This is a genomic window from Parabacteroides sp. AF17-28, from assembly GCF_003479205.1.
In the GTDB taxonomy this organism is placed as follows: domain Bacteria; phylum Bacteroidota; class Bacteroidia; order Bacteroidales; family Tannerellaceae; genus Parabacteroides; species Parabacteroides acidifaciens.
Window position 1 is genome coordinate 48,054 of sequence record NZ_QUGV01000027.1, and the last position, 22,043, is coordinate 70,096.

The 22,043-nt window shown below is 47.5% G+C and carries 19 protein-coding genes; 6 read left to right on the forward strand and 13 right to left on the reverse strand.

Features of this window, described 5'->3' with window-relative positions:
• Positions 1–10: 10 nt before the first annotated feature.
• The 10 genes from DWW90_RS16815 to DWW90_RS16860 form a co-directional block, all read right to left on the reverse strand.
• Positions 11–3,031: a TonB-dependent receptor gene (locus DWW90_RS16815; protein ID WP_122345806.1), complete on the reverse strand. Its 3,021-nt coding sequence runs from the start codon at positions 3,029–3,031 to the stop codon at positions 11–13.
• A gap of 329 nt (positions 3,032–3,360) precedes the next feature.
• The gene (miaA, locus tag DWW90_RS16820; RefSeq protein ID WP_122345807.1) at positions 3,361–4,260 is read right to left on the reverse strand and encodes a tRNA (adenosine(37)-N6)-dimethylallyltransferase MiaA; all 900 of its coding nucleotides are present in this window, start codon (positions 4,258–4,260) and stop codon (positions 3,361–3,363) included.
• A 3-nt stretch (positions 4,261–4,263) separates the two neighbouring features.
• The gene (locus DWW90_RS16825) at positions 4,264–4,824 is read right to left on the reverse strand and encodes a hypothetical protein (RefSeq protein ID WP_122345808.1); all 561 of its coding nucleotides are present in this window, start codon (positions 4,822–4,824) and stop codon (positions 4,264–4,266) included.
• A gap of 133 nt (positions 4,825–4,957) precedes the next feature.
• Positions 4,958–5,743: an acyl-ACP--UDP-N-acetylglucosamine O-acyltransferase gene (lpxA, locus tag DWW90_RS16830; RefSeq protein WP_115500018.1), complete on the reverse strand. Its 786-nt coding sequence runs from the start codon at positions 5,741–5,743 to the stop codon at positions 4,958–4,960.
• Between the two features lie 12 nt (positions 5,744–5,755).
• Entirely contained in the window at positions 5,756–7,141 is a 1,386-nt protein-coding gene (locus tag DWW90_RS16835) for a bifunctional UDP-3-O-[3-hydroxymyristoyl] N-acetylglucosamine deacetylase/3-hydroxyacyl-ACP dehydratase (RefSeq protein WP_115500017.1), read from the reverse strand.
• Between the two features lie 13 nt (positions 7,142–7,154).
• Positions 7,155–8,195 (reverse strand): UDP-3-O-(3-hydroxymyristoyl)glucosamine N-acyltransferase, encoded by a 1,041-nt coding sequence (lpxD, locus tag DWW90_RS16840; RefSeq protein ID WP_122345809.1) that lies wholly within the window; start codon positions 8,193–8,195, stop codon positions 7,155–7,157.
• A gap of 87 nt (positions 8,196–8,282) precedes the next feature.
• Entirely contained in the window at positions 8,283–9,125 is an 843-nt protein-coding gene (gene pyrF, locus DWW90_RS16845) for an orotidine-5'-phosphate decarboxylase (protein ID WP_122345810.1), read from the reverse strand.
• Between the two features lie 35 nt (positions 9,126–9,160).
• Positions 9,161–10,270 (reverse strand): peptide chain release factor 1, encoded by a 1,110-nt coding sequence (prfA, locus tag DWW90_RS16850; RefSeq protein WP_115500014.1) that lies wholly within the window; start codon positions 10,268–10,270, stop codon positions 9,161–9,163.
• 6 nt (positions 10,271–10,276) lie between these two features.
• Positions 10,277–11,443, reverse strand: a complete 1,167-nt coding sequence (locus tag DWW90_RS16855) for an AIR synthase related protein (RefSeq protein ID WP_122345811.1) — start codon at positions 11,441–11,443, stop codon at positions 10,277–10,279.
• Positions 11,444–11,488: 45 nt separating this feature from the next.
• Complete coding sequence (locus tag DWW90_RS16860; RefSeq protein WP_122345812.1) at positions 11,489–12,394, reverse strand: glucosaminidase domain-containing protein; 906 nt, start codon at positions 12,392–12,394, stop codon at positions 11,489–11,491.
• Between the two features lie 273 nt (positions 12,395–12,667).
• Between DWW90_RS16860 and DWW90_RS16865 the strand changes: the two genes are divergently transcribed.
• The 6 genes from DWW90_RS16865 to cdd are packed head-to-tail and all read left to right on the forward strand — an operon-like array spanning position 12,668 to position 20,383.
• Complete coding sequence (locus DWW90_RS16865; RefSeq protein ID WP_122345813.1) at positions 12,668–13,717, forward strand: efflux RND transporter periplasmic adaptor subunit; 1,050 nt, start codon at positions 12,668–12,670, stop codon at positions 13,715–13,717.
• Positions 13,714–16,752 (forward strand): efflux RND transporter permease subunit, encoded by a 3,039-nt coding sequence (locus tag DWW90_RS16870; RefSeq protein ID WP_122345814.1) that lies wholly within the window; start codon positions 13,714–13,716, stop codon positions 16,750–16,752. The genes DWW90_RS16865 and DWW90_RS16870 overlap by 4 nt, the downstream gene beginning before the upstream one ends.
• The gene (locus DWW90_RS16875; RefSeq protein WP_233547792.1) at positions 16,749–18,038 is read left to right on the forward strand and encodes a TolC family protein; all 1,290 of its coding nucleotides are present in this window, start codon (positions 16,749–16,751) and stop codon (positions 18,036–18,038) included. Before DWW90_RS16870 ends, DWW90_RS16875 begins: the two co-directional genes overlap by 4 nt.
• 42 nt (positions 18,039–18,080) lie before the next feature.
• Positions 18,081–19,103: a sensor histidine kinase gene (locus tag DWW90_RS16880; protein WP_122345827.1), complete on the forward strand. Its 1,023-nt coding sequence runs from the start codon at positions 18,081–18,083 to the stop codon at positions 19,101–19,103.
• Entirely contained in the window at positions 19,100–19,873 is a 774-nt protein-coding gene (locus DWW90_RS16885) for a LytTR family DNA-binding domain-containing protein (protein WP_122345815.1), read from the forward strand. Before DWW90_RS16880 ends, DWW90_RS16885 begins: the two co-directional genes overlap by 4 nt.
• Positions 19,874–19,906: 33 nt before the next feature.
• Entirely contained in the window at positions 19,907–20,383 is a 477-nt protein-coding gene (gene cdd / locus DWW90_RS16890; RefSeq protein ID WP_122345816.1) for a cytidine deaminase, read from the forward strand.
• 17 nt (positions 20,384–20,400) lie between these two features.
• Here cdd and DWW90_RS16895 read toward each other — a convergent pair whose 3' ends face one another.
• The 3 genes from DWW90_RS16895 to DWW90_RS16905 all read right to left on the reverse strand — a co-directional run bounded on the left by DWW90_RS16895 (position 20,401) and on the right by DWW90_RS16905 (position 21,907).
• The gene (locus tag DWW90_RS16895; protein WP_233547793.1) at positions 20,401–20,958 is read right to left on the reverse strand and encodes a hypothetical protein; all 558 of its coding nucleotides are present in this window, start codon (positions 20,956–20,958) and stop codon (positions 20,401–20,403) included.
• Between the two features lie 180 nt (positions 20,959–21,138).
• Positions 21,139–21,636 carry a hypothetical protein gene (locus DWW90_RS16900; RefSeq protein ID WP_122345817.1) on the reverse strand — a complete coding sequence of 166 codons (498 nt, stop codon included), beginning with the start codon at positions 21,634–21,636 and terminating at the stop codon, positions 21,139–21,141.
• Between the two features lie 61 nt (positions 21,637–21,697).
• The gene (locus tag DWW90_RS16905; protein ID WP_187574937.1) at positions 21,698–21,907 is read right to left on the reverse strand and encodes a hypothetical protein; all 210 of its coding nucleotides are present in this window, start codon (positions 21,905–21,907) and stop codon (positions 21,698–21,700) included.
• Positions 21,908–22,043: the final 136 nt, after the last annotated feature.

Below are 22,043 nucleotides of genomic sequence, written 5' to 3' on the forward strand. Positions count from 1 at the left end.
GCTTTGCGTGTTAGAATGTTAAATTAAGACCAAACATGAATTTGCGGGTAGACGGGTAAACAGATGGTCCTACGGAACCAATTACGGTCGTACCGTCTTTAGCAGGAATTTCAGGATCGACACCGGAATAACCGGTTATGGTGAACAAGTTTTCCCCAGCGAAGAATATACGCATGTTTTGAATGTAATATTGCGGCAAGCTGAGGTTGTAGCCGATCGTCAATGAACGGAGTTTCAAGAAGTCGCTGTTTTCCAGATAACGGGTAGATGCTTTCTGCGAGCCGGACTGGTTGTTATAGGATGCAACCGGGTGTGTTGCAATGTCACCGGGCTTTTCCCAGCGGCTCCAACCGTCCTTCAGCTTCATTTGGTTACGGTCGGTATAAGCACCGTCGGAGTCATATTCCTGACGTGAATAGTTATAAATCTTACCTCCGATCGAATAACCGAATACGGCATTCAAATCTATGTTTTTCCAGTTTAACGTGGTGTTGAATCCACCGAAGAGCTTCGGAGTGGAGGGCGGACAAATTATCTGGTCAGCTTTCGCATAATCTTCCGTGATGACGCGGCTGCCATCTTTGTCTGTCGTGTACCATTGTGGAGCTCCGGTTTCCGGGTTAACGCCTGCCCACTCTTGCATGTAAAATGCATCGCTGCTGTAACCTACTTTGAGGATTTTGTCTGCTTCACCGGCAATACCGATACCGCCTCCTCCTATGATTTCCAAATCAGGATCATCGCCATACAATTTTTCAACAGTATTCTTATTGTGTCCCAAATTGGCTTCCAAGCTCCAATTCCAGTCTTTCGAACGGATGATATCTCCGCCGATGGTCAATTCGATACCCTTATTACTGATTTCACCGACATTCTGCCAGCGGCTGGTTACACCTGTAATACCGGATATCGGTGTCCGGTAAAGTACGTCAGTTGTGTATTTATTATAATAGTCGAGTACGATATGCAGTCGGTTGTCAAACAGATTTGCATCCAGACCCAATCCGAATGTGGAAGTTTGTTCCCATGTCAGATCCGGATTGCCTACTTGGCTGATCAGTGTTCCCGGTACGCCGTCGTAGTTGGCGGAGACGGAATAGAGGGCATATTGCGGATAAAGTTCACCCGGTCTGTTACCCATCGTACCGTAAGAGGCACGCAGCTTTAATGCATCTACCCAATCCGCATTAAACCAATGTTCCCGGTGGATATTCCAACCGCCACTGATGGAGTAGAAATTACCGTAGCGAGCATCTGTTCCGAAGTTAGAGGCCCCATCACGGCGGAGAGATAATTCAGCTACATAGCGGTTGTCGTACGAATAGTTGGCGCGCATAAAGAAAGACTGGCTTGCCGATTCGCTCAAACTGCCTCCGACCTTTTCGGGCAGGGCTGTTACGTCCAGTACTTCAAAGCCCGGGGCGAATCCCGTACCGATAGCTTTTGTCGCTTTGCCTTGATAGTCTTTGAACTCATAGGCCAAGATGGCTTCTACCGAATGTTTGCCGAATATCTTATTGAAGTTCAGCAACTGGTTGGTGTAGCGGCGGGTTGTGTTGCTTTGATATTCCTCGATACGTCCGTTTACGCCTAAGGCTCCGTTACTGCGGGGATCAGAGTAGGAATGGTAATAGTAGTTCGTGTACTGATAGCTGTTGGTTGAACGGAATGTCAGCCAATCTGTGATCTTGATGTCAAAATCCAGATTACCGAGGAATTCGTATGTTTTATAATCCGTATGGTTGCCATACGAGAGGTCGTTCAGATAGTTTGTCTGCTGGCTATTCACCCATCCCTGATAACGGTCCGGAACTAAATTCCCTTTTTCATCATAAGGACTATCCCAGGGAAGCATGGAGTACATGGCAGTAACCGAATATTGCGCATCTTCTACATCGCGCATGGCGCCGGAAATAGAAGGTTTAATAGTCAGCCATTTGTACGGGGTATAGGTGGAACGGTAGCGGAACGTGTAACGTGAATAATCATACCCTTTTACGGCACCATCTTCATCATAATAACCTACAGACAAGTAGGATTTTAAGTTTTCGTTCCCACCGGAAATGGATAAATTGTAATCCTGTGTGAATCCGGCGTGTGTGGCGAGATCCCACCAGTCGAAATTGGAATTACGTAATTCCGGATTCCAACGTGTGAAATTGACCATTTCCGGGTTGTTGAAAGAATTGTAATAGTCATACAACTCGGCACCGTTCATCATTTTCAGATTACCGTTGTTCAGTGTGCTGACACCCAATTTAGCAGAAGCGTTGATCTGCATTTTACCGCTTTTGGCTGATTTGGTTGTTATAAGAATTACACCGTTAGCACCTTCGGAACCATAGATGGCGGTAGAGGCTGCATCCTTCAGGATGGTCATGGTCTCGATATCCGCAGGATTCAACAGACCGGCTCCATCTCCGACAATTACGCCATCGATTACCCATAGGGGAGCTGTCGAGCCGCTCAACGTGGCTTTACCACGCACCATTACAGCGCCTTTTGCACCCGGCTGTCCCGAGCCCGGAGCAACAAAAACGCCGGATATTTTTCCGTTCAGCATGTTTTCAACCGACGGAGTCGTGATGTCGGTCAGTTTTTCATCTTTGAGTGTCTGCAAAGCTCCTGTCAGACTCTCTTTGCGTTGTACACCATAGCCGACAATTACTACTTCGTCCAAGGCCTGTGAATCTTCTTTCAAGGCAATCTTGATACTGGCCTGTCCGGTGTAGGGGATCTCTTGTGTCATATAGCCAATAAAGGAGACTTGGATGATATCGCCTCGTTTCAGACCTTCTAAAACGACCTGACCATTACTGTCAGATACGTTTCCGTTAGTCGTACCCTTTATTACTACGGAAGCTCCAACCACAGGGCCGAAAGAGTCTTCCACTGTACATGTTACTTTCCCATTCTGTTGGGAAATGCTGACACCTTGCTTTACCGGGGCTGTATCTGCCCAAGCTCCTCCCGGAACAGCCAAAGCTCCCGTTAGCAAAATAGTACTTACTAAATTTAACTTTTTCAACATAGGATTATAGATTAAAAAGAATACTGTCCGATTTTTTATGCCATCATATCTCGAATACAATAAAGGAGAGAATATTTTTGGCGATTTATGTTTTTGTTTTATACGTGGTTCTGATAGAACTAAAGCCAAAATGGCTGTATTCTGACTGTTATAATCGGATTGATAAAAGTCGGTATGCGACTTGAGTAAAAACCGGAAGTGAGAATGAAACTTTTTATGTTAATTTTGATTAATAACCAGTATTTATTTGCAAGAATAATTTACGGGTGTAAATATTTACATATATTTGCCAACGAAACGACGAAGTTCTATCAGAACTCCGGCATTATTTAGAATTTTTTTTGATTTAAATAAGCGAGTATTGCTTCTTCGTTATCCGGGTGGAACCATTTAATATCAGTGTCCCGCTTGAACCAGGTCATCTGCTTGCGGGCGTAAACGCGGGAGTTGCGTTTGATCTTTTCTATGGCAAAGTCCAAAGTCCATTCACCGTCCAAATATTTAAACAGTTCTTTGTAGCCGACCGTGTTGAGGGAGTTCAGCTCACGGAAAGGATAGACGCGGCGTGCTTCTTCCAGCATGCCGTCGGCCATCATCTGGTCTACGCGGCGGTTGATGCGGTCGTACAGCTCTTCGCGGTCACGGGTCAGCCCGATCTGTATGATCTGGAACGGACGCTTTTTGCGGGTGTTGGTGCGGAAAGATGAATAGGGTTTGCCGGTCATCCGACAGATCTCGACGGCATGGATCACGCGTTTGTAGTTGTTGCGGTCTACTTCTTCATAATGTATGGGATCGGCTTCCTTTAATTCGGCAAGGATAGGGGCAAGGCCCTTTTCTTCAAATTCTTTGTAAATGGCAACCCGTATTTCGGGTGTGACGGTAGGGATGTCGTCGATTCCTTTCGTAACAGCGTCGATATACATCATACTGCCACCCGTCATGACGACGGTCGGATGTGTGCGGTGAAGTTCCCGGAGCAGGACCATCACATCTTCTTCAAAATTGCTTGCGCTGTAATAATCGGTGAGTGACAGGGTGCCGACCATATAATGCCGTACACGTGCCATTTGTTCAGCCGTAGGGGCGGCCGTGCCTATCGGGAGGTCTTTGTAGAGCTGACGGGAGTCGGAAGAAATAATCGGTGAACCGAAATGTTCTGCTATGCGCAGGCTCAGTTCCGTCTTGCCGACTCCTGTCGGCCCCAATAGGATGACAAGGGAGTTCATTAATCAGAAACGCTCGTCGTCGTACGGATTGTCCATCGGTCCGTCGCCGAGTCCGTCGAAACCTTCTTTGTCGAGTTCATCAATATCGTATTCGGAATCACCATAGAAATCTTCGCCGATTTCGGTGTTGCCGGCTTTCGGGTCCATATCGTCGAACGACATGATTTGCACAGGCGCTTCGCCTATAGACTTGCTGCATACGGGTTTGTCCAGATCCTTTCCGGGGATGATCTCGCGGAGTTCCATGAAGAAAGCGCGTTCGGTCATATAATCGAAGACGAAAAGCAACTTCTGGTGTTCGTCTTCCAGGAGTTCTTCCAGACGTGTATCTTCCATTATATAATTGTCCACTTCGGAAGTGGTGTCCATCTCAACCAGGGTGATTTCCGTATTCTTGCTCCAGTCGTCATCGCAGATGAAGAAAGAACACATCTGATCTTTTGTGTACCCAACAGAGTCCATAATGGCATTGTACAAATCCAGGAATGTAGCTTCCGAGTCGATTTTTATCTCGTGTTTGAAGTCGTCAACTTCATCTGATAGAATTAGAAATCTAAATACCATAATCGTTATTAGTTTTTTGTTGGTTCAAAAGTAGTAAAATAAAAATAATGTGCCAATAAAATAATGTGCCAATATGCCAATGGGAGTATGAATTTAATTGGCACATTGGCACATTGCCATATTATCACATTATTTACTCATCAATCGAACCTCTGACAATACCGCGCTGAGATGATTTGATGAAGTTGAGGATCAAATCACGTTCCTCGCTGGGTTCGTATTCCGTTTCGATTGCTTTCAATGCTTCCGTATTGTTGAGGCCGCGCGTGTAAAGTGTCCGGTAGATATCCTGGATCAGGAATACCTGCTGATTGGTGAAACCGCGACGGCGCAAGCCTACGATATTGATACCGCAGTAGACGATCGGGTCGCGTCCGATCAGCGTGTAAGGAGGAATATCCTTGCCGATGCGTGAACCGCCCTGTACCATTACATGTTTGGAGATGCGTGAAAACTGGTGGACCAGGCTACCGCCGCTCACGATGGCGTAGTCGTCAATCTCTACTTCCCCGGCAATCTGCGAAGCGTTACCGATAATGATATTATCTTTCAGCACGCAGTCGTGGGCAATATGGGAATAAGCCATGATCAGACAGTTGCGGCCTACGACCGTTTTCCCTTTGGAGGCTGTTCCGCGATTGATAGTCACACATTCACGGAGCGTCGTATTATCGCCGATCTCGGCGATTGTCTGTTCTCCTTTGAACTTCAAGTCCTGGGGAATGCCGGCGATCACGGCTCCCGGAAATACATTACAATTATTACCGATTCGTGCGCCGTCCAGAATCGTTACATGCGAATGAATACGGCAGTTTTCACCGATTACGACATCTTTCTCGATTACGGCAAACGGGTCAATCGTTGTGTTCTGACCGATCTTTGCTTCGGGATGAACGACTGCTAAGGGGGATATACTCATTACCTTATATAATTATTTGTTTTTGACAATCTGTGCCATAAATTCGGCTTCGCTCACTAACTTATCGCCTACGAAGACATAACCTTTCATGGTGGAAATACCCCGGCGTATCGGAGCCAGCAGTTCCAGACGCAGGATCAGCGTGTCACCCGGAACAACCTTCTGGCGGAATTTCACGCCGTCGATCTTCATGAAATAAGTAGAGTAGCGTTCCGGTTCGTCAACCGAATTCAGAACGAGCAGTCCTCCGGTCTGTGCCATCGCTTCCACCTGCAATACGCCCGGCATAACCGGTTCCTGTGGGAAATGGCCTGTAAAGAACGGTTCGTTGCTTGTGATGTTTTTCACACCTACGATATAGTTGCCGCCGATCTCGATGATCTTGTCGACCAGCAAGAACGGGTAACGGTGCGGGAGCAACTCGCGGATGCGGTTGATGTCCATCACCGGCGCATTGTTCGGATCGTAGATCGGAGCCTGTACTTCGTTCAGCTTGATGTCCTTGCGGATCATACGTGCCAACTGGTTGTTGACCTTATGTCCCGGGCGGGTTGCAATCACCCGGCCCCGGATCGGTTTGCCGATCAATGCTAAGTCGCCGATCACGTCGATCAGCTTATGGCGTGCCGGTTCGTTGTCGAACACTAACGGTTTGTTGTTGATGTAGCCCAGGTCTTTCACATCCTTGTGCGGGATGTTCAGCTTGTCCGCCAGGTTGTCGAGTACTTCCTGAGACACTTTCTGGTCGTAGATCACGATCGCATTGTCGAGGTCTCCGCCTTTGATCAGGTTGTTCTGCAGCAACATTTCCACTTCGCGGACAAATACGAATGTACGGGAAGCCGCCAATTCAGCCGGGAACTCGCTTAAATCGTTCAAGGTGGCGAATTGGTTGGAAAGCACGGGCGAATCGAAAGAAATCAGTACATTGACACTGAACTTATCATCCGGAAGGATAATGAGCGAAGAACCGGTCTCTTCATCCTTTACTTCGATTTTATGCTTTACTATGTAATAATCTTTCGGTGCGTTCTGTTCTACGACACCGGCTTTTTGTATCTCTTCGCTAAAGAAACGTGAGCTGCCGTCCAGGATCGGAAATTCGGGAGCGTTCACTTCTATCAGGCAGTTGTCTATTTCGTAGGCATATAAGGCTGCCATCGCATGTTCAATGGTACTTACCTGAATGCCGTTTTTGGAGAGCACGGTCCCTCTCTGGGTTCCGGCTACATTTTCGGCTACGGCATCGATTACAGGTTCTCCTTCCAGGTCAACACGTTTTATCTTATATCCATGATTTTCGGGCGCAGGGTGGAATGTGATTTGAATGTCCAACCCCGTATGCAACCCTTTTCCTTGCATAGAGAAACTCGTGGCAAGCGTCTTCTGTTTCTGCATACGTTTATCTGATTTATTTATTAAGTTCTTTTTTTAATTGCTCAATCTCACGCTGCATCTGTCCCATCTGGCGGTACATATCCGGCAAACGGTTGAAGATGGCGCTCGAGCGCATGAACGCCTTTGCGTTGATGGCCGGAGCTCCCAGCAGAGTCGTCGGTTCTTTTACGTCACTGATCACACCGCATTGTGCACCGAATACGACATGGTCGGCTACATGAATATGACCGGATAATCCGGCCTGTCCGCCAAACATGCAATGGCTGCCGATCTTAACGGAACCGGCAATGCCAACCTGGGCTGCCATAACCGTATTTTCGCCGACTTCCACATTGTGGGCGATCTGCACGAGGTTGTCCAGTTTCACGCCCCGGCGGATGATAGTCGAGTCCATAACGGCACGGTCGATCGTCGTATTGGCGCCGATCTCGACATCGTCTTCTAAAACGACATTGCCCAACTGGGGAATCTTTTTGTAATTATCGCCTTCGGGAGCAAATCCGAAGCCGTCTGATCCGATTACGCTTCCGGCGTGCAGGATACAGTTGTTGCCAATCACACATCCGTTATAGATAGTTGCGTGCGGATAGATCGTGCAGTTTTCTCCGATCGTTACGTTGTCGCCAATGTAAGCGTGCGGATAGATCCGGCAGTTCTTGCCGATCTTCACATTTTCACCGATATAGGCGAAGTTCCCGACATAGCAGTCTTCGCCGACTGTTGCTGAGCTGGCAATAAAAGCTGTGGCATCTATTCCAGCCTTTTTCGCTTTCGCCTGTTCCACAATATTCAGCAGTATGGCAAGCGAAGCATAGGCATTGGCAACCTTTACCAAGGTCGCTTTCACCGGTTCGGAAGGAGTGAAATCATTGTTTACCAAAACAATGCTTGCTTCAGTGTTGTAGATGAAATGTTCGTATTTGGGATTGGCCAGGAACGATAATGTTCCCGGTTTACCTTCTTCTATTTTAGAGAAGTTGTTCACTTTCACTTCAGGGTTGCCTTCAACGGTTCCTCCTAAAACACTTGCTATTTGTTGGGCTGAAAACTCCATTACTTATTTTTTTATATATATTTCAAATGCAATAACCTGACTTGCACCAAGGCATTTTGCAAAAATGGTGAAAATTATTGGGATAGCCTATGCTTTACAAGGAATAATTCCTTTATCATGCAGATAACCTGCCATTTCGCGTTGTACGGCCTCTGCCGCAGCGCGTGCTACGGTCGCAAAATTCTCTGTTTTGTCTGCATAGATAATGGCACGGGAGGAGTTGACCAACAGTCCGCATTGATCGTTCATACCGTATTGTGCGACTTCGGCAAGGCTTCCGCCCTGAGCGCCTACGCCCGGTACCAGCAGGAAGTGATTGGGAGCATGTTTACGGATGTCGAGGAACATCTTGCCTTGCGTTGCGCCTACCACATACATCATCTGTTCGTCGGTAGCCCATTCTTGCGATTTCTTCAGTACTTTCTCGAACAGGCGTTCGCCGTTGGCATCTTCCGTCATCTGGAAATCCTGTGAGCCTTTGTTGGAGGTCAACGCCAGCAGGATAACCCACGCTTCCGGATAGATCAGGAACGGTTTCACACTGTCTTCGCCCATATACGGAGCCACTGTTACGGCGTCTACCTTGATATGATCGAAGAACGAACGGGCATACATTTCGGATGTGTTACCGATGTCGCCGCGCTTCGCATCGGCAATGATAAACTGGTCGGGATAGTTTTCACGCAGATAAGCGACTGTCTTTTCAAAAGACAACATACCTTTCACACCCAGGCTTTCGTAGAAAGCGAGGTTCGGCTTGTAGGCCACGCAATAGTCGGCCGTAGCGTCGATGATTGCCTTATTGAATGCGAAAATGGGATCTTCTTCATCCAGCAGATGCTGCGGGATCTTCTTTATATCAGTATCCAGTCCTACGCAAAGGAAGGATTGCTTTTTCTTGATGTTTTCGAATAATTGCTGCTTGTTCATGTTGTTACGTGTAAAAAATTAGTCTAAAAATAATGTTATAGTTCAGACTCTTTCAGTCGTTCAGCATTCTCTGCCACGATCAGCTGATCGAGGCATCCTTGTATATCCCCATCCATAAAGGCTGAAAGATTGTAAATCGTGTAATTGATACGATGGTCGGTGATACGTCCTTGCGGGTAATTGTAGGTACGGATCTTGGCCGAACGGTCGCCGGTGGAGACCATCGTTTTCCGTTTGTCGGCAATATCGTCCAGATATTTCTGATGTTCCTTGTCGTAGATGAACGAACGCAGACGGGTAAGCGCCCGTTCCTTGTTCTTCGGCTGGTCGCGCGTCTCGGTACATTCGATCAGGATTTCTTCGCTCACGCCGGTATTCGGATTCTTCCATACATAGCGCAGGCGGACACCCGATTCGACCTTGTTCACGTTCTGCCCTCCGGCGCCACCCGAACGGAATGTGTCCCATTTGATCTCGCCTTCATTGATTTCTACATCGAATTCATCTGCTTCGGGAAGTACGGCAACAGTGGCTGCCGAAGTATGCACACGTCCCTGAGTCTCGGTGGCCGGTACGCGTTGTACACGATGCACACCCGATTCGTATTTGAGAGTGCCGTACACCTTTTCCCCGCTGACGGTAAAGATAATTTCCTTGAAACCTCCCGCTGCGCCTTCGCTACAACTGGACAGGGCGACTTTCCAGCCTTTCATCTCACAATACTTCACGTACATGCGGTACAGGTCGCCGGCAAAAAGCGCCGCTTCGTCACCTCCCGTCCCTCCGCGTATCTCGACAATCGCATTTTTGTCGTCCTGCGGATCGGTCGGAACCAGAAGCAGCTTGATTTCTTCTTCCAATACCGGGATGCGGTTGTTGCATGCGTCCAGCTCTTCGCGGGCCATTTCGCGCATCTCCGGGTCCTGTTCGCTGTCCAGCAGTTCGCGGGCCTCTTTGATACCGTTCAATGCCTTGACATACTCCTCACGAGCGGCAACGATCTTTTCCAGATCGCGGTATTCTTTGTTTAATTTGACGAACCGTTTCATGTCGGCAATAACTGCCGGGTCGGTAATTAACGTACCGACTTCCTCAAAACGGCTCACCAATCCGTCTAACTTCTCTAATAAATTGCTTTCGGCCATTTATAATTAATAGGTAAAGCGACCATTCTCGCTTTCGATGATTAATTCGTTCTTTTCCGCTTCCTCGACAAAGCCGACAATCTGTGCATCTATGCCGAAACTTTTCGAGATGCTGATCACTTCTTCCGCATATTCAGGCGCGATGTAGACTTCCATACGGTGTCCCATATTGAATACTTTGTACATCTCGCTCCAGTCCGTACCGCTCTGTTCCTGAATAATCCGGAAAAGGGGAGGAACGGGGAAGAGGTTGTTTTTAACGATCCGTTTGTTTTCAACAAAATGCATGACTTTGGTCTGTGCACCGCCGGAACAGTGTACCATCCCGTCGATCTGCGGGCGCAGTTTGTCCAGCAGCACCTTAATTACCGGAGCGTATGTTCGGGTAGGGGAAAGCACTAACTTGCCGGCGTCGATACCTAATTCTTCGATCCGGTCCGTCAGTTTCAAGCCGCCGGAGTAAACCAATTCATCCGGCACGGCAGCGTCATAGCTTTCCGGATATTTTTTAGCCAGATACTTGGCAAATACGTCGTGGCGGGCAGAGGTCAAACCGTTACTGCCTGTTCCACCGTTATATTCTTTTTCGTAAGTGGCCTGTCCGAAGGAAGCCATTCCCACGATCACATCACCACCTTTGATGTTCTTGTTGTCGATTACATCGGCGCGTTTCATGCGGCAGGTAACCGTGCTGTCGACGATGATAGTACGAACCAGGTCGCCCACGTCGGCTGTCTCTCCGCCTGTCGCATAGCAACCGACTCCCATTTCACGGAGTTCGGCCAATAGTTCGTCCGTCCCGTTGATAATGGCGGAGATCACCTCTCCGGGTATCAGCAGTTTGTTACGGCCGATTGTCGAGGAAACTAATATATTGTCGACTGCGCCTACGCACAGCAGGTCGTCGATGTTCATGATCAATGCGTCTTGTGCGATGCCTTTCCAGACGGACAAGTCCCCGGTCTCTTTCCAGTACATATAGGCCAGGGATGATTTGGTTCCGGCTCCGTCGGCATGCATGATGTTGCAATATTCGGGATCACCGCCCAGAATATCGGGGATGATCTTACAGAATGCTTTGGGAAATATTCCCTTGTCGATGTTCTTTATTGCATTGTGAACATCTTCTTTCGAAGCGGATACCCCGCGTAGGTTGTAACGTTGGTCACTCATTTTTTTCTGAAATTTGCCTGCAAAGATACTATTTTTTTGTCTTACTTATCTAAGTTTTAGAACATCTCCTTCTTCGGGAATATAATCATAGTGCTTTTTATTCATTTTATATAAGCTCTTGATCTGTATTCCGTACTTCTGCGCGATGCTATGCATGGATTCGCCCACCTGCACGACATGGTCGTAATTCGGCTTGTCGGCTTTCTTCTTTTTCTTTTCCAAATAGACGATGTCGCCTTTCTGCAGCGGGAAGTCTTCCGGCACCTCGTTATACTTCTTCAGGTCTTTCACCCGGAAACCGAGGCTGGCGGCAATATCGTCGAAACTGTCCCGTCCGTTGGAGTAGACATACAGCAATCCGTTTGTCCGGTAGACCGTGTATTTGGAGACGCGGGCGGGCTGCTTGGTGGGTTTCGATGCGCCTCCCTTGGCGGTGTCGTAACGATAGAGCTCGTAGTCTTCGATCAGTTTGATCAACCGGTTGGCATAAGCCCGGTCGGTTGCATACCCGCATTTCTGCAAGCCCCGTGCCCAACCTTTGTAGTCCGTAACCTTTAGTTTGAACAGGGGAGCATAGCGCGGACGATCGACGAGGAAACGGGCATGGTCTTCATATGATTGTTCCGGATTCTTATATTTACGGAAACATTCTCCCCGCAGATCGTCATCGTGATAGACGCGTCCGCCCCGCCAGTCGGAGTGGCATTTGATGCCGAAATGGTTGTTCGACTTGCGCGCCAGTTCGCTTTGCCCGGCGCCGGATTCCAGCAAGCCCTGCGCAAGCGTGATACTCGCCGGTATGCGGTATTTCTTTTGATGCTGGATGGCCAGGTTGCTATATTGTTTGATGTACTTTTCGTATGACGGCACTTTCCGCTGGCTTGCTGCCAGAACTGTCCCTGTAATGGAAAATATCACAAGTATGGAAAGAATTCGTAGTGTTAATCGCATGACTGATCTGTTATTGTAATTATTTCAGAGACAAAGATAATTATTTCCGGCATTGGTTAAAAGTTTCATGCCGAAGAAACAAAAAATCCATCTCGGAGAAACTAAAGTTCCATGCCGATGAAACAAAAGTTTCACAGGGTCGAATATGCTGAAACTTTTTGTTCCGGCAGGCTGAATTTCCTTTTCGGAAGTGTTTTTTCCGGTTTCGGAAACTAATTTCCTATAACAGCAGAAAAGGTCTTTTACTTTTGGACGGAATTTAAAAGATGAGATATGAAGATTAGATTGAATCCCGTCCTGCTTGTAGGCATTGCCCTGTTGTTTGTCTCCTGCAAAGATAAGGATATAAAAAAAGAGCAGGGCATAGAGGTGAATACGGCCCGCGTATCATCCGTTTCTATGGATGGCGATACGGAGTTTGCCTTTATCGCCCAACCGTTCCGGACCTCCGAACTTTCTTTTCGTGTGAGCGGTCCGGTCGACCAGTTTGACGTGTATACCGGTAACCGGTATAGGCGTGGGAGTATTATAGCCGGTATCGATCCGCGTGATTTCCGGATTCGCCGTAACCGTGCGGAAGCTGTGTTTCTGCAAGCAAAAGCCGAATATGAGCGTATACAGGTTTTGTTTGAGAAAGAAAATGTGGCGGCCAGTGTCTATGAGAAAGCAAAAGCGGATTATGCATCGGCAAAAGCTGCTTTCGAAACAGCCGTGAATGAGTTGGAAGACACGAAGCTGCTCGCCCCGTTCGATGGCTATGTCGGAGAGGTTTATCTGGAAAAGTTTCAGGATGTAAAAGCTTCCCAACCTGTGATTTCCTTTATCGATATCGACCGGCTTAAAATAGAAGTCTATGTGACACAGGATATCGCCTGTTCCATACAGCCCCGCGATACGATCCGCCTGCGTTTCGATACACAACCCGATCAAATATATAAAGCAGGCGTGGTCGAGATATCCAAAGGAACGACCCGCAATAATCTATCCTATCTGTTGACGGCTATCTTACCGAATGAGGATAACAGATTGTTGTCCGGTATGTCCGGAAAGGCTTTCCTGAAATCTGCCCCTGTGGTTTCCGGGAATATAACCATCCCGCAGGCTGCCCTTTGTCATCGTCCTTCGGTAGGGGATTATGTTTGGGTAGTAAATCCTGAAACAAACCGTGTTGCCCGTCAGTCTGTAACGGTCGGTGAATTGTTGCCGGACGGGACTGTCCGGATAGAAGAGGGGTTGCAGAAGGATGAGGTCGTGGCGACAAGCGGACTTCGTTTCTTGTCGGACGGAATGGATGTATCAATTTCAGAAAGAGGAAAACGATGAAGCTGGTCAAGTATTTTCTGCAAAAGAAAGCTGTCACGGTGCTGTTGCTGGTCTTAGTCCTGGCCGGTGGGCTTTTCTCGTATGTCAAAATGGGAAAGCTGGAAGATGCTCCTTTTACGATTAAGCAGGCTTTGGTACTGACGCCTTATCCGGGGGCTTCTCCGATGGAAGTGCAATCGCAGGTGACGGATGTGCTGGAAGAAGCGATTCAATCGCTTGGCGAACTCTATTATCTGAAGACGGAGAATCGTGCAGGGTTATCAAAAATCACAGTTTATGTGAAAAAGGAAATCCGTGCCGATGAGATGCAGCAATTGTGGGACAAGCTACGCCGGAAAGTGAACGATGTACAGGGAAAGTTACCGGCTGGCGCCGGTACATCTATTGTGAATGACGATTTCGGTGATGTCCTGGGCGTGTTTTATGGCCTGACGGGAGACCGTTATACATATCGTGAACTGGAAGACCAGGCCAAACAGATCAAGAACGAACTGCTGAAGGTTAAAGATGTCGCTAAAATTGAAATATATGGAGTCAGGACGCCAACGATCGATGTGTCTGTAAGTCCCTCTGTGATGGCACGTAGCGGTATTACGACAGCCGATATCGCCCATGCTTTTGATGCCCAGAACCGGGTGGTGGATGCCGGTGGCATCGATGCCGGACAGAATCGTATCCGGATCGAATCGACCGGTAATTTCTATTCGCTGGATGATATCCGGAACCTGACGATCGTTTCGCGTACCGGAGAGCATTTCCGTCTGGCCGATGTCGCGACGATCGAAGAGAGTTATCAGCAACCGGCCTCCAACCTGATGCGGATAGATGGCAAGCCGGCTGTCGGAATTGCCATCTCTACCGTCCCGACGGGAAATGTGGTGGATATGGCGGAAGTAGTGAAAACCTGTATCGGCAAGCTAACCGAAACCATGCCCGAAGGATTCGAATTGCAATCCATATACGACCAGGGTTACGAATCGGATGTCGCCAATCAGGGCTTTATCCTCAATCTGATCATATCGGTTGTTACCGTTGTGGCGATCCTGTTGTTCTTTATCGGATTTAAGAACGGTATTCTCGTCGGGAGCGGATTGGTCTTTTCCATTTTCGCGACTTTGATCGTGATGTTCGGATCGGGAATCGCTTTGCAACGAATGTCGTTGGCGGCTATTATTATTGCGATGGGAATGTTGGTCGATAATGCGATTGTAGTGTCGGACTCGGCATTGGTCAATATGCAGCGCGGTATGCGTAAACGGGTGGCGATTATGCGGGCTTGTTCGGCAACGGCACTTCCTTTGCTGGCGGCTACCGTGATTGCGATCCTGACCTTCCTGCCTATTTATTATTCGCCTCATATCACCGGCGAACTGTTGTCTTCGTTGGTGGTCGTTATCGGCGTTTCGTTGATGTTTAGTTGGATATTTGCTTTGACGCAGACGCCTTTCTTTATTCAGGAATACGTCCGCCGCCCGCGTCCCGAAGAGTTGCAGGATTCGTTGTTTTCCGGTAAATATTATGAGAAGTTCCGCTCTTCCCTGCATTGGGTGATCCGGCACCGGACAGTTACGCTCGGTAGTTTGGTTGTGATGCTGGTATTGTCAGCCTGGAGCTTCAGGTTTATCCCGAAAGTGTTTGTCCCGGCCTTGGATAAACAATATTTCACCTTGGATATCTGGTTGCCGGAAGGCGTGAAGATAGAAGAGACGGACCGGTTGGCTACGGAAATGGCGGATTATATCCGGGAGTATGAGCAAACAGAAATGATTTCAACTTATGTCGGGCGTACACCCCCGCGCTATTATCTCTCTAATGTGTCGTTTGGGCCGCAGTCCAATTATGCACAAGTTCTGGTCAAATGTAAATCCTCCAAAGAGTCGCGGGAATTGCATGCCTTGCTGCAGGACTCGATTCGTACACGTTTTCCGGGTCCGCTGATTAAAGTCAATAAGTTTGAGTTGAGTCCGCTGACTGAGGCGGTGATAGAAGCCCGTTTCCTCGGACCGGACCCGCAAGTGTTGGATTCGTTGGTCGGAGAGGCTATAGAGATTATGCGGCGTAATCCGAAAGTGGCCGATGCCCGTAATGAATGGGGAAATATGTCGATGATGATTCGTCCGGTCTATGATCCGGTAAAAGCAGGCGCGTTAGGCATAACAAAAGCTTCGATGATGGAATCCGTCAAATCTATCAACGATGGAACGCTGGTCGGTATTTATCGTGATAATGAGAAAAAGGTTCCTGTCCTGTTAAAATCGGATGGGGCGGGGGTGACGGATGCCCGTTCGTTAGGAAACTTTTCCGTATGGAACGGCGAACGGTCGGCTCCTTTGTCGCAAGTGACGGAGCGGATTGAAACAACCTGGGAGTTTCCGCAAGTGCGTACCTATAACCGGCAATTGTCCATGTCTGCCATGTGCGGTGTGAAATCGGGGTACACGATGGCGGAGGTACATGGCGAGATTCGTCATGAGGTGGAACGGATGAAACTTCCGGAAGGATATTCTTTTTTCTGGGACTCTCAATATAAGGACCAAAGAGAAGCCATGCAGGCGATAGCCAAGTTTTTTCCGCTGGCATTCTTGATGTTGGTGGTTGTCTTGGTCGCTTTGTTCGGAAACTTCCGGCAACCGGTAATTATCCTTTGTGTTTTACCCCTGTCGTTGATCGGAGTGGCAGTAGGAATGTTGTTGACCGGTTTTGATTTCGGCTTTTTCCCTATTGCCGGTTGGCTGGGCCTGTTGGGGATGATTATAAAGAATGTGATCGTGTTGCTGGATGAGATCAACGTACAGCGAAAGAAAGGTGTTACCCCGTACACGGCGGTTGTCGAAGCTACCGTCTCCCGAACACGTCCGGTACTGATGGCTGCAACGACTACTATCCTCGGAATGGTTCCGCTTCTTTTCGATGTGGCGTTCGGAGGGATGGCTGCTACTATTATTTTCGGCTTGACGTTTGCCACACTGTTGACTTTGTTTGTAACCCCGGCATTGTATACTCTATTTTATAAGGTAAAAAAAGAACAGATATGAGAAAAAAGTATCTATTGATAAGTGTGTTCCTGCTCTGGACCGGAGTTTCTTATTCCCAACAAAGCTCATTGCTAAAGAAATACCGGTCTATGGCTTTGGAATACAGCCATGATCTGAAATCGGCAGATAAGAATATTTCGGCCAGCATCGAGCTGGAAAAAGCGGCGAAGGCTGACTGGAAACCAAAGCTGTCCGGAAATGCCAATTTCCAGTATACCGGGCAACCGATCCAGTTGACATTGGATCTTCCTGCCCTTGAACAACCGATGACGTTTGAAGGCCGTGACTTGAAATACGGTGTTTCCCTTTCTTTGCTTCAACCTGTTTATACGGGAGGGCGGATTCTGGAATCGATCCGTATGGCCGGACATCGTCATTCGTTAGCCTCCAATCAGGAAGAATTGTTTCGCTCGGCTGTCTGTTACCAGACGGATATGCAATATTGGAATACGGTGGCGCGGAGGGAAATTGTCGATGTGGCGCTTGAGTACCGCAATTCGATGTCTACCTTAGAGCAAACGATTCGCGAGCGGGTAGAGGCGGGCTTGGTTGACCGGCAAGAATTACTGATGGTCGAGGTAAAGAAGAATGAGGCGGAATATCAGTTGTTGCAGGCAAAAAGTAATTTCGAGATAGGCCGTATGGCCCTTAATTCGTTGATCGGAGTGAATTTGCAGGATCCGACCGAAATAGATCGAAGCATTCCGGAGGTCGGCTATACGAATGATATCTGGATATCGGACGGAGCAGGAAGACCGGAGATCCGTATGGCATACGATCAGTTGAAGATGGCGGAAAGCTCATTGAGGTTGACGGATTCCCGCTACAAACCACAGTTATACATTGGGCTGGACGGGAGTTACTCGTCTCCGGGTTATGATTTTCGTGCGGATTTGGATCCTAACTATGTGGTATATGCCAAATTGTCCGTACCTTTGTTCGAGTGGGGAAAACGCAGGAATGAGAAGCGGGCCTCTACAATGAAAATTGGTATGGCAAACGATCAGATCAACAAAGTTGAAGATCAGGTGAACCTTGAAGTGCAAACAGCCCGCACCTCTTTGTCCCAGGCGCTTGAACAGGTGGAACTGGCAGAAAACTCGTTGGGGAAAGCGCGCGAGAACGAGCGGATGGCCTTGGAGCGTTACGCGGAAGGGAAAATATCGGTAGTGGAAGTGATAGAAGCACAGGCGTACCGGCAGACTTCGCAGCTAAATTACGTACAAGCCAAAGCACTTGCCCAGGGCTATTATTCCGGGTTGATAAAGGCGTTAAATAAATATTGATTGTGTGTGAAATAAATATTCTGTAATTTGGATGAAACGGGTATGAAGTGGAATGCAATTTTATATGGTTTGTTGTTTTCCGGGTTAGGAGCTTTTTCCTATCTCTTACTCGTAAATTATACGGAACTATCCGCCCATGTGGCGGATGTTCTGTATTCGAAAGGGGCGTTTGTATTCTTTGTGGCAGCTTTCAATGTCTTGGGGTATTCGACATTGAGGATCAGTTCGTGGATGAATGATCAGTATGCGTTGAACATTCGGAAAAGATGGAAAATAGTTGTGATCTATGCGATCGTAATGTTGTTGTTGCTCTTATTGAATTACAGTCTGCTGGTCGTAGCCAAGATGCTGGTCGGTATGGACGATCCGCTTATCTTCCCCAATGGAGGGTGGCGTATTCTGCTGGTCGTCTGGTTGGTCGAGTTGGTTATTTTAGGCTTGTTGCTGGCGAACCGTTCTATCCAGAACACATTGAAATTGCAGCAGGAAGCCGCAGCGTTGCAAAAGGAAAACAATACGGCACGCTACACCGCTTTACAAAACCAGCTGAATCCTCATTTCCTGTTCAATAGCTTGAACACGTTGATTGCCGAAATCGAATACAATCCTGATAATGCGGTCCGTTTCACCAAAAACTTATCCAGTGTATACCGGTATGTCCTGCAAAGCCAGGATAAAACGCTGGTCTCACTCGGAGAAGAGCTGGAGTTCCTGGATTCATATCTGTTTCTGCATAAGGTGAGGCTGGGAGATTGTATCAGTTGTGTGTGCGATATCCCTGCCGACCTGACGGAAGCGATGCTTCCTCCGCTTACTTTACAATTGTTAGTGGAAAATGTGATCAAGCATAATACGATTACCTCCGCCCGGCCGATGAAGATCGATATTTTCGTGCAGGAAGATCGTCTGGTCGTTGCCAACCTTGTACAGCCCCGTAAAAGCAGGGAATCGTCCGGTATCGGGTTGAAGAATTTGTCAAATCGTTGCAAGCTGATGTTGGGTGAGGAAATCCGGGCCTTACATGAAAAAGAAATGTTTATCGTAAAAGTTCCGTTGTTGGTATGAATAAATTGAATGTAGTCATAATAGAAGATGAGGTACCGGCGGCCCGTTTGTTGAATTCGATGGTGATGCGCCTGCGTCCGGAGTGGAACGTAACTGTCCTGCCGGGCAGTGTAGACGAAGCGGTCCTGTGGTTCCGGGAACACCCGCATCCGGATATTATCTTTCTCGATATACAGTTGGCAGACGGCAATTCGTTTGATTTTCTTTCGGTAGCCAAACCTACTTCGGTTGTTATCTTTACGACTGCTTATGATCAGTACGCGGTTCGGGCATTTGCTGTCAACAGTATCGATTATATACTGAAGCCGGTAGACGAAAAGCGTCTTTCGGATGCCATTCTGAAATATGAGACATTGCTGGGGGGCGAATATGTCAAATCGCAGGATTATCTGGAGACTTTACTTGATGCACTGCAACAGAAGGAAAAACGTTACCGGTCTCGTTTCCTGATTTCAGGAGTCGATCGTTTTTGGACGTTACGGGTTGACGATATTGCCTATTTTTATTCGGAAAACAAGGTGACATTTGCTGTTACGAAAAATGGTCAGGAACATATCATTGATTTATCTCTCAATAAATTGACGGATCAATTGGATCCGGCCTGTTTCTTTAGGGCTAATCGGCAGATCATTGTTTGCATTGATGCTATCGACCATGCGGAACCTTATTTTAACGGAAAGATCGTAGTAACGGTACGTCCGCCTTATAAAACCAAAGTGACGATTAGCGAAGAAAAACTCTCTGCGTTCAAATTATGGCTTAATTTTTAGTATTTTTGCCAATATCACATTAAATGTTGCCTTATGAAAGAGATCAAACTGGAAACAAGAATCAGAATATATCCGCTTGTCGAGTTGCCGGATGAAGAATTGCCGTTGATGCAAGCAGCCGTAAAGGCTACGGAACAGTCGTATGCCCCTTATTCGAAGTTTCATGTAGGGGCAGCCGCCCTGTTGGCAAACGGTACGATTGTGACCGGAAGCAATCAGGAAAACGCCGCCTATCCGTCCGGTTTGTGTGCGGAACGGGTGACTTTGTTTCATGCCGGCCATCGGTATCCGGATGTCCCGGTTGTTGCGCTTGCTATCGCTGCCGCCACAAATGGCCGCCAGGTAGAAAGTATTTCACCCTGTGGCGCCTGTCGCCAAGTCTTGTTGGAAACAGAACAACGCTACGGCAAACCGATGAAGGTGCTGTTATGCGGAACAAAAGAGGTGATTATAGCGGAGAGTGCCGAATCGTTGTTGCCTCTTTGTTTCGGAGCGAAAGATTTGCAATAAGAAGTTTGGATGTTTTTTTACAATAAGCCCCCTTCTTTGTAGCGCAACCAAAGCAGGAAAAATTGATCATAAACTTGATAGATCCCTTTATCAAAAGTGATGAAATCCTTTTCCAGCAAACCTTTTGCTGCTGATGATACTGAACTTGCGGATATCAAACGGTATTTGCGTACAAAATTGCCGCCGGATATGGCTTCAGCCTTTCCCTCTGCTGCTATGGCTTGGAAAACAGCTCGTTGTTTTTCAGGCATTTGATATAATAATGTTTCATAAGTGTCTGACGAAAGATCAAGAATATCTTTAATTGCGATATCTGTCATTTCAGGTAAGCATCTTCCTCCTTCCGGGGTCATGGTAAAAAGAATGTTCATCACTTTCTGCATGTAGGAGGTTATGCCCTCGAAGCGTTCATACAGGTTGATTACAACTTCCGGCAATAATTCTTTCCCTTCTTGCGTAAAATGCCTGCAACAGAATTCAGTATATTTCTCCAAAGAAATAGGGGCAAGATTGATCAAAGTAACCGACTGATAGAAAGGACGTGCCGGGGAAGTAAACATCGATATTATTTTCATTTGTCAGGAGTGAAACAATTTTAGCTGTTTCTTTTTCCCGGTCACAAAAATACTTCGGCGACACATAACCGTTTGTTACAAATGGATTGTTCATACGATTTCTTGTTTATTGTCAGACAAATATAAAGAAAATATCATTATTATCATAAAGTGATTATCATTTTATGATGATAATGACACCTAATACAACGTGTGCGGCCGGAGGTGTCCCGGCTCATTATCCAAGCGAACCAGGTCCATCAGGTCGCATAGGTCGTCGGTTGTGGCGGAGTCTATGCGCAGTTTGTCGCTCAGGTAATCCACTGTTTCGGAGAAGTCGAAAGCGAGGAGCAGGCAGAAAGACAGATGCCTGTATGACGGGACGCCGCCGTTGCCCTTTCCTTCCGATAGCGAGAGCAGCCGCCGAAGCAAGACGGGTTCGCGGAGGATGTAGACCAGCGAACCGAACACCGTATGCCGGCGCAGGTAGTCGGCTGTACGTTGCTTGTCGTGCAACAACAGGTTTGTTAGAAACGTACGGTAACTTTTTGCAAGCGTGTCCCACTCCGTAAAAGCGGTGTCGTAGGCCGCCTTGTAATAAAAAGGATGCTTTTCAACGGGTAACGTACTCAATTTAAGGTTAAACTTCTTGACCGAAGGAATTTCCTTCCCAAATAACTCTTTTAAGTCTTGATACATAGAACGGGCGCAGAAGATTCTGATTTTCCCTCTGCGCCCGAAAAGCCACCGGACAGATCGGTTATAGCTTTCGCAGTGGTTGAAAGAAACGCTCCGTCAAACGCAGTTCTCCTATTACGATTCCGGCCGCAGCTTTCATTTCCCGCACGGCAGGAAGACAGATTCCGTAGTTGGTGGCCAGTGCGCCGGGGAAGACAATTTCCACCATATAATTGTCTTCCGGCGAAACCATCAAAACCGACAAGATGTATTCTTCTCCGTATCTATCCATGCGATTTAGTGCAGATTATTTTGATATTGTTTTGAAATGATAAATGATGATTTAACGGTGCGTTTGCTCGTATTTACCGGACGCAGACGGGCGCAGATTACGCAGAGGAACGCAGACTTATTTTCTTTTAAAACAA

Bases quoted from the DNA above. Each gene is read 5' to 3' on its own strand.
- lpxA (WP_115500018.1), bottom strand. From the start codon at position 5,743: ATGAGTATATCCCCCTTAGCAGTCGTTCATCCCGAAGCAAAGATCGGT.
- DWW90_RS16815 (WP_122345806.1), bottom strand. From the start codon at position 3,031: ATGTTGAAAAAGTTAAATTTAGTAAGTACTATTTTGCTAACGGGAGCT.
- DWW90_RS16870 (WP_122345814.1), top strand. From the start codon at position 13,714: ATGAAGCTGGTCAAGTATTTTCTGCAAAAGAAAGCTGTCACGGTGCTG.
- cdd (WP_122345816.1), top strand. From the start codon at position 19,907: ATGAAAGAGATCAAACTGGAAACAAGAATCAGAATATATCCGCTTGTC.
- DWW90_RS16900 (WP_122345817.1), bottom strand. From the start codon at position 21,636: ATGTATCAAGACTTAAAAGAGTTATTTGGGAAGGAAATTCCTTCGGTC.
- pyrF (WP_122345810.1), bottom strand. From the start codon at position 9,125: ATGAACAAGCAGCAATTATTCGAAAACATCAAGAAAAAGCAATCCTTC.
- DWW90_RS16835 (WP_115500017.1), bottom strand. From the start codon at position 7,141: ATGCAGAAACAGAAGACGCTTGCCACGAGTTTCTCTATGCAAGGAAAA.
- miaA (WP_122345807.1), bottom strand. From the start codon at position 4,260: ATGAACTCCCTTGTCATCCTATTGGGGCCGACAGGAGTCGGCAAGACG.
- prfA (WP_115500014.1), bottom strand. From the start codon at position 10,270: ATGGCCGAAAGCAATTTATTAGAGAAGTTAGACGGATTGGTGAGCCGT.
- DWW90_RS16880 (WP_122345827.1), top strand. From the start codon at position 18,081: ATGAAGTGGAATGCAATTTTATATGGTTTGTTGTTTTCCGGGTTAGGA.
- lpxD (WP_122345809.1), bottom strand. From the start codon at position 8,195: ATGGAGTTTTCAGCCCAACAAATAGCAAGTGTTTTAGGAGGAACCGTT.
- DWW90_RS16895 (WP_233547793.1), bottom strand. From the start codon at position 20,958: ATGAAAATAATATCGATGTTTACTTCCCCGGCACGTCCTTTCTATCAG.
- DWW90_RS16855 (WP_122345811.1), bottom strand. From the start codon at position 11,443: ATGAGTGACCAACGTTACAACCTACGCGGGGTATCCGCTTCGAAAGAA.
- DWW90_RS16860 (WP_122345812.1), bottom strand. From the start codon at position 12,394: ATGCGATTAACACTACGAATTCTTTCCATACTTGTGATATTTTCCATT.
- DWW90_RS16885 (WP_122345815.1), top strand. From the start codon at position 19,100: ATGAATAAATTGAATGTAGTCATAATAGAAGATGAGGTACCGGCGGCC.
- DWW90_RS16905 (WP_187574937.1), bottom strand. From the start codon at position 21,907: ATGGATAGATACGGAGAAGAATACATCTTGTCGGTTTTGATGGTTTCG.
- DWW90_RS16865 (WP_122345813.1), top strand. From the start codon at position 12,668: ATGAAGATTAGATTGAATCCCGTCCTGCTTGTAGGCATTGCCCTGTTG.
- DWW90_RS16875 (WP_233547792.1), top strand. From the start codon at position 16,749: ATGAGAAAAAAGTATCTATTGATAAGTGTGTTCCTGCTCTGGACCGGA.
- DWW90_RS16825 (WP_122345808.1), bottom strand. From the start codon at position 4,824: ATGGTATTTAGATTTCTAATTCTATCAGATGAAGTTGACGACTTCAAA.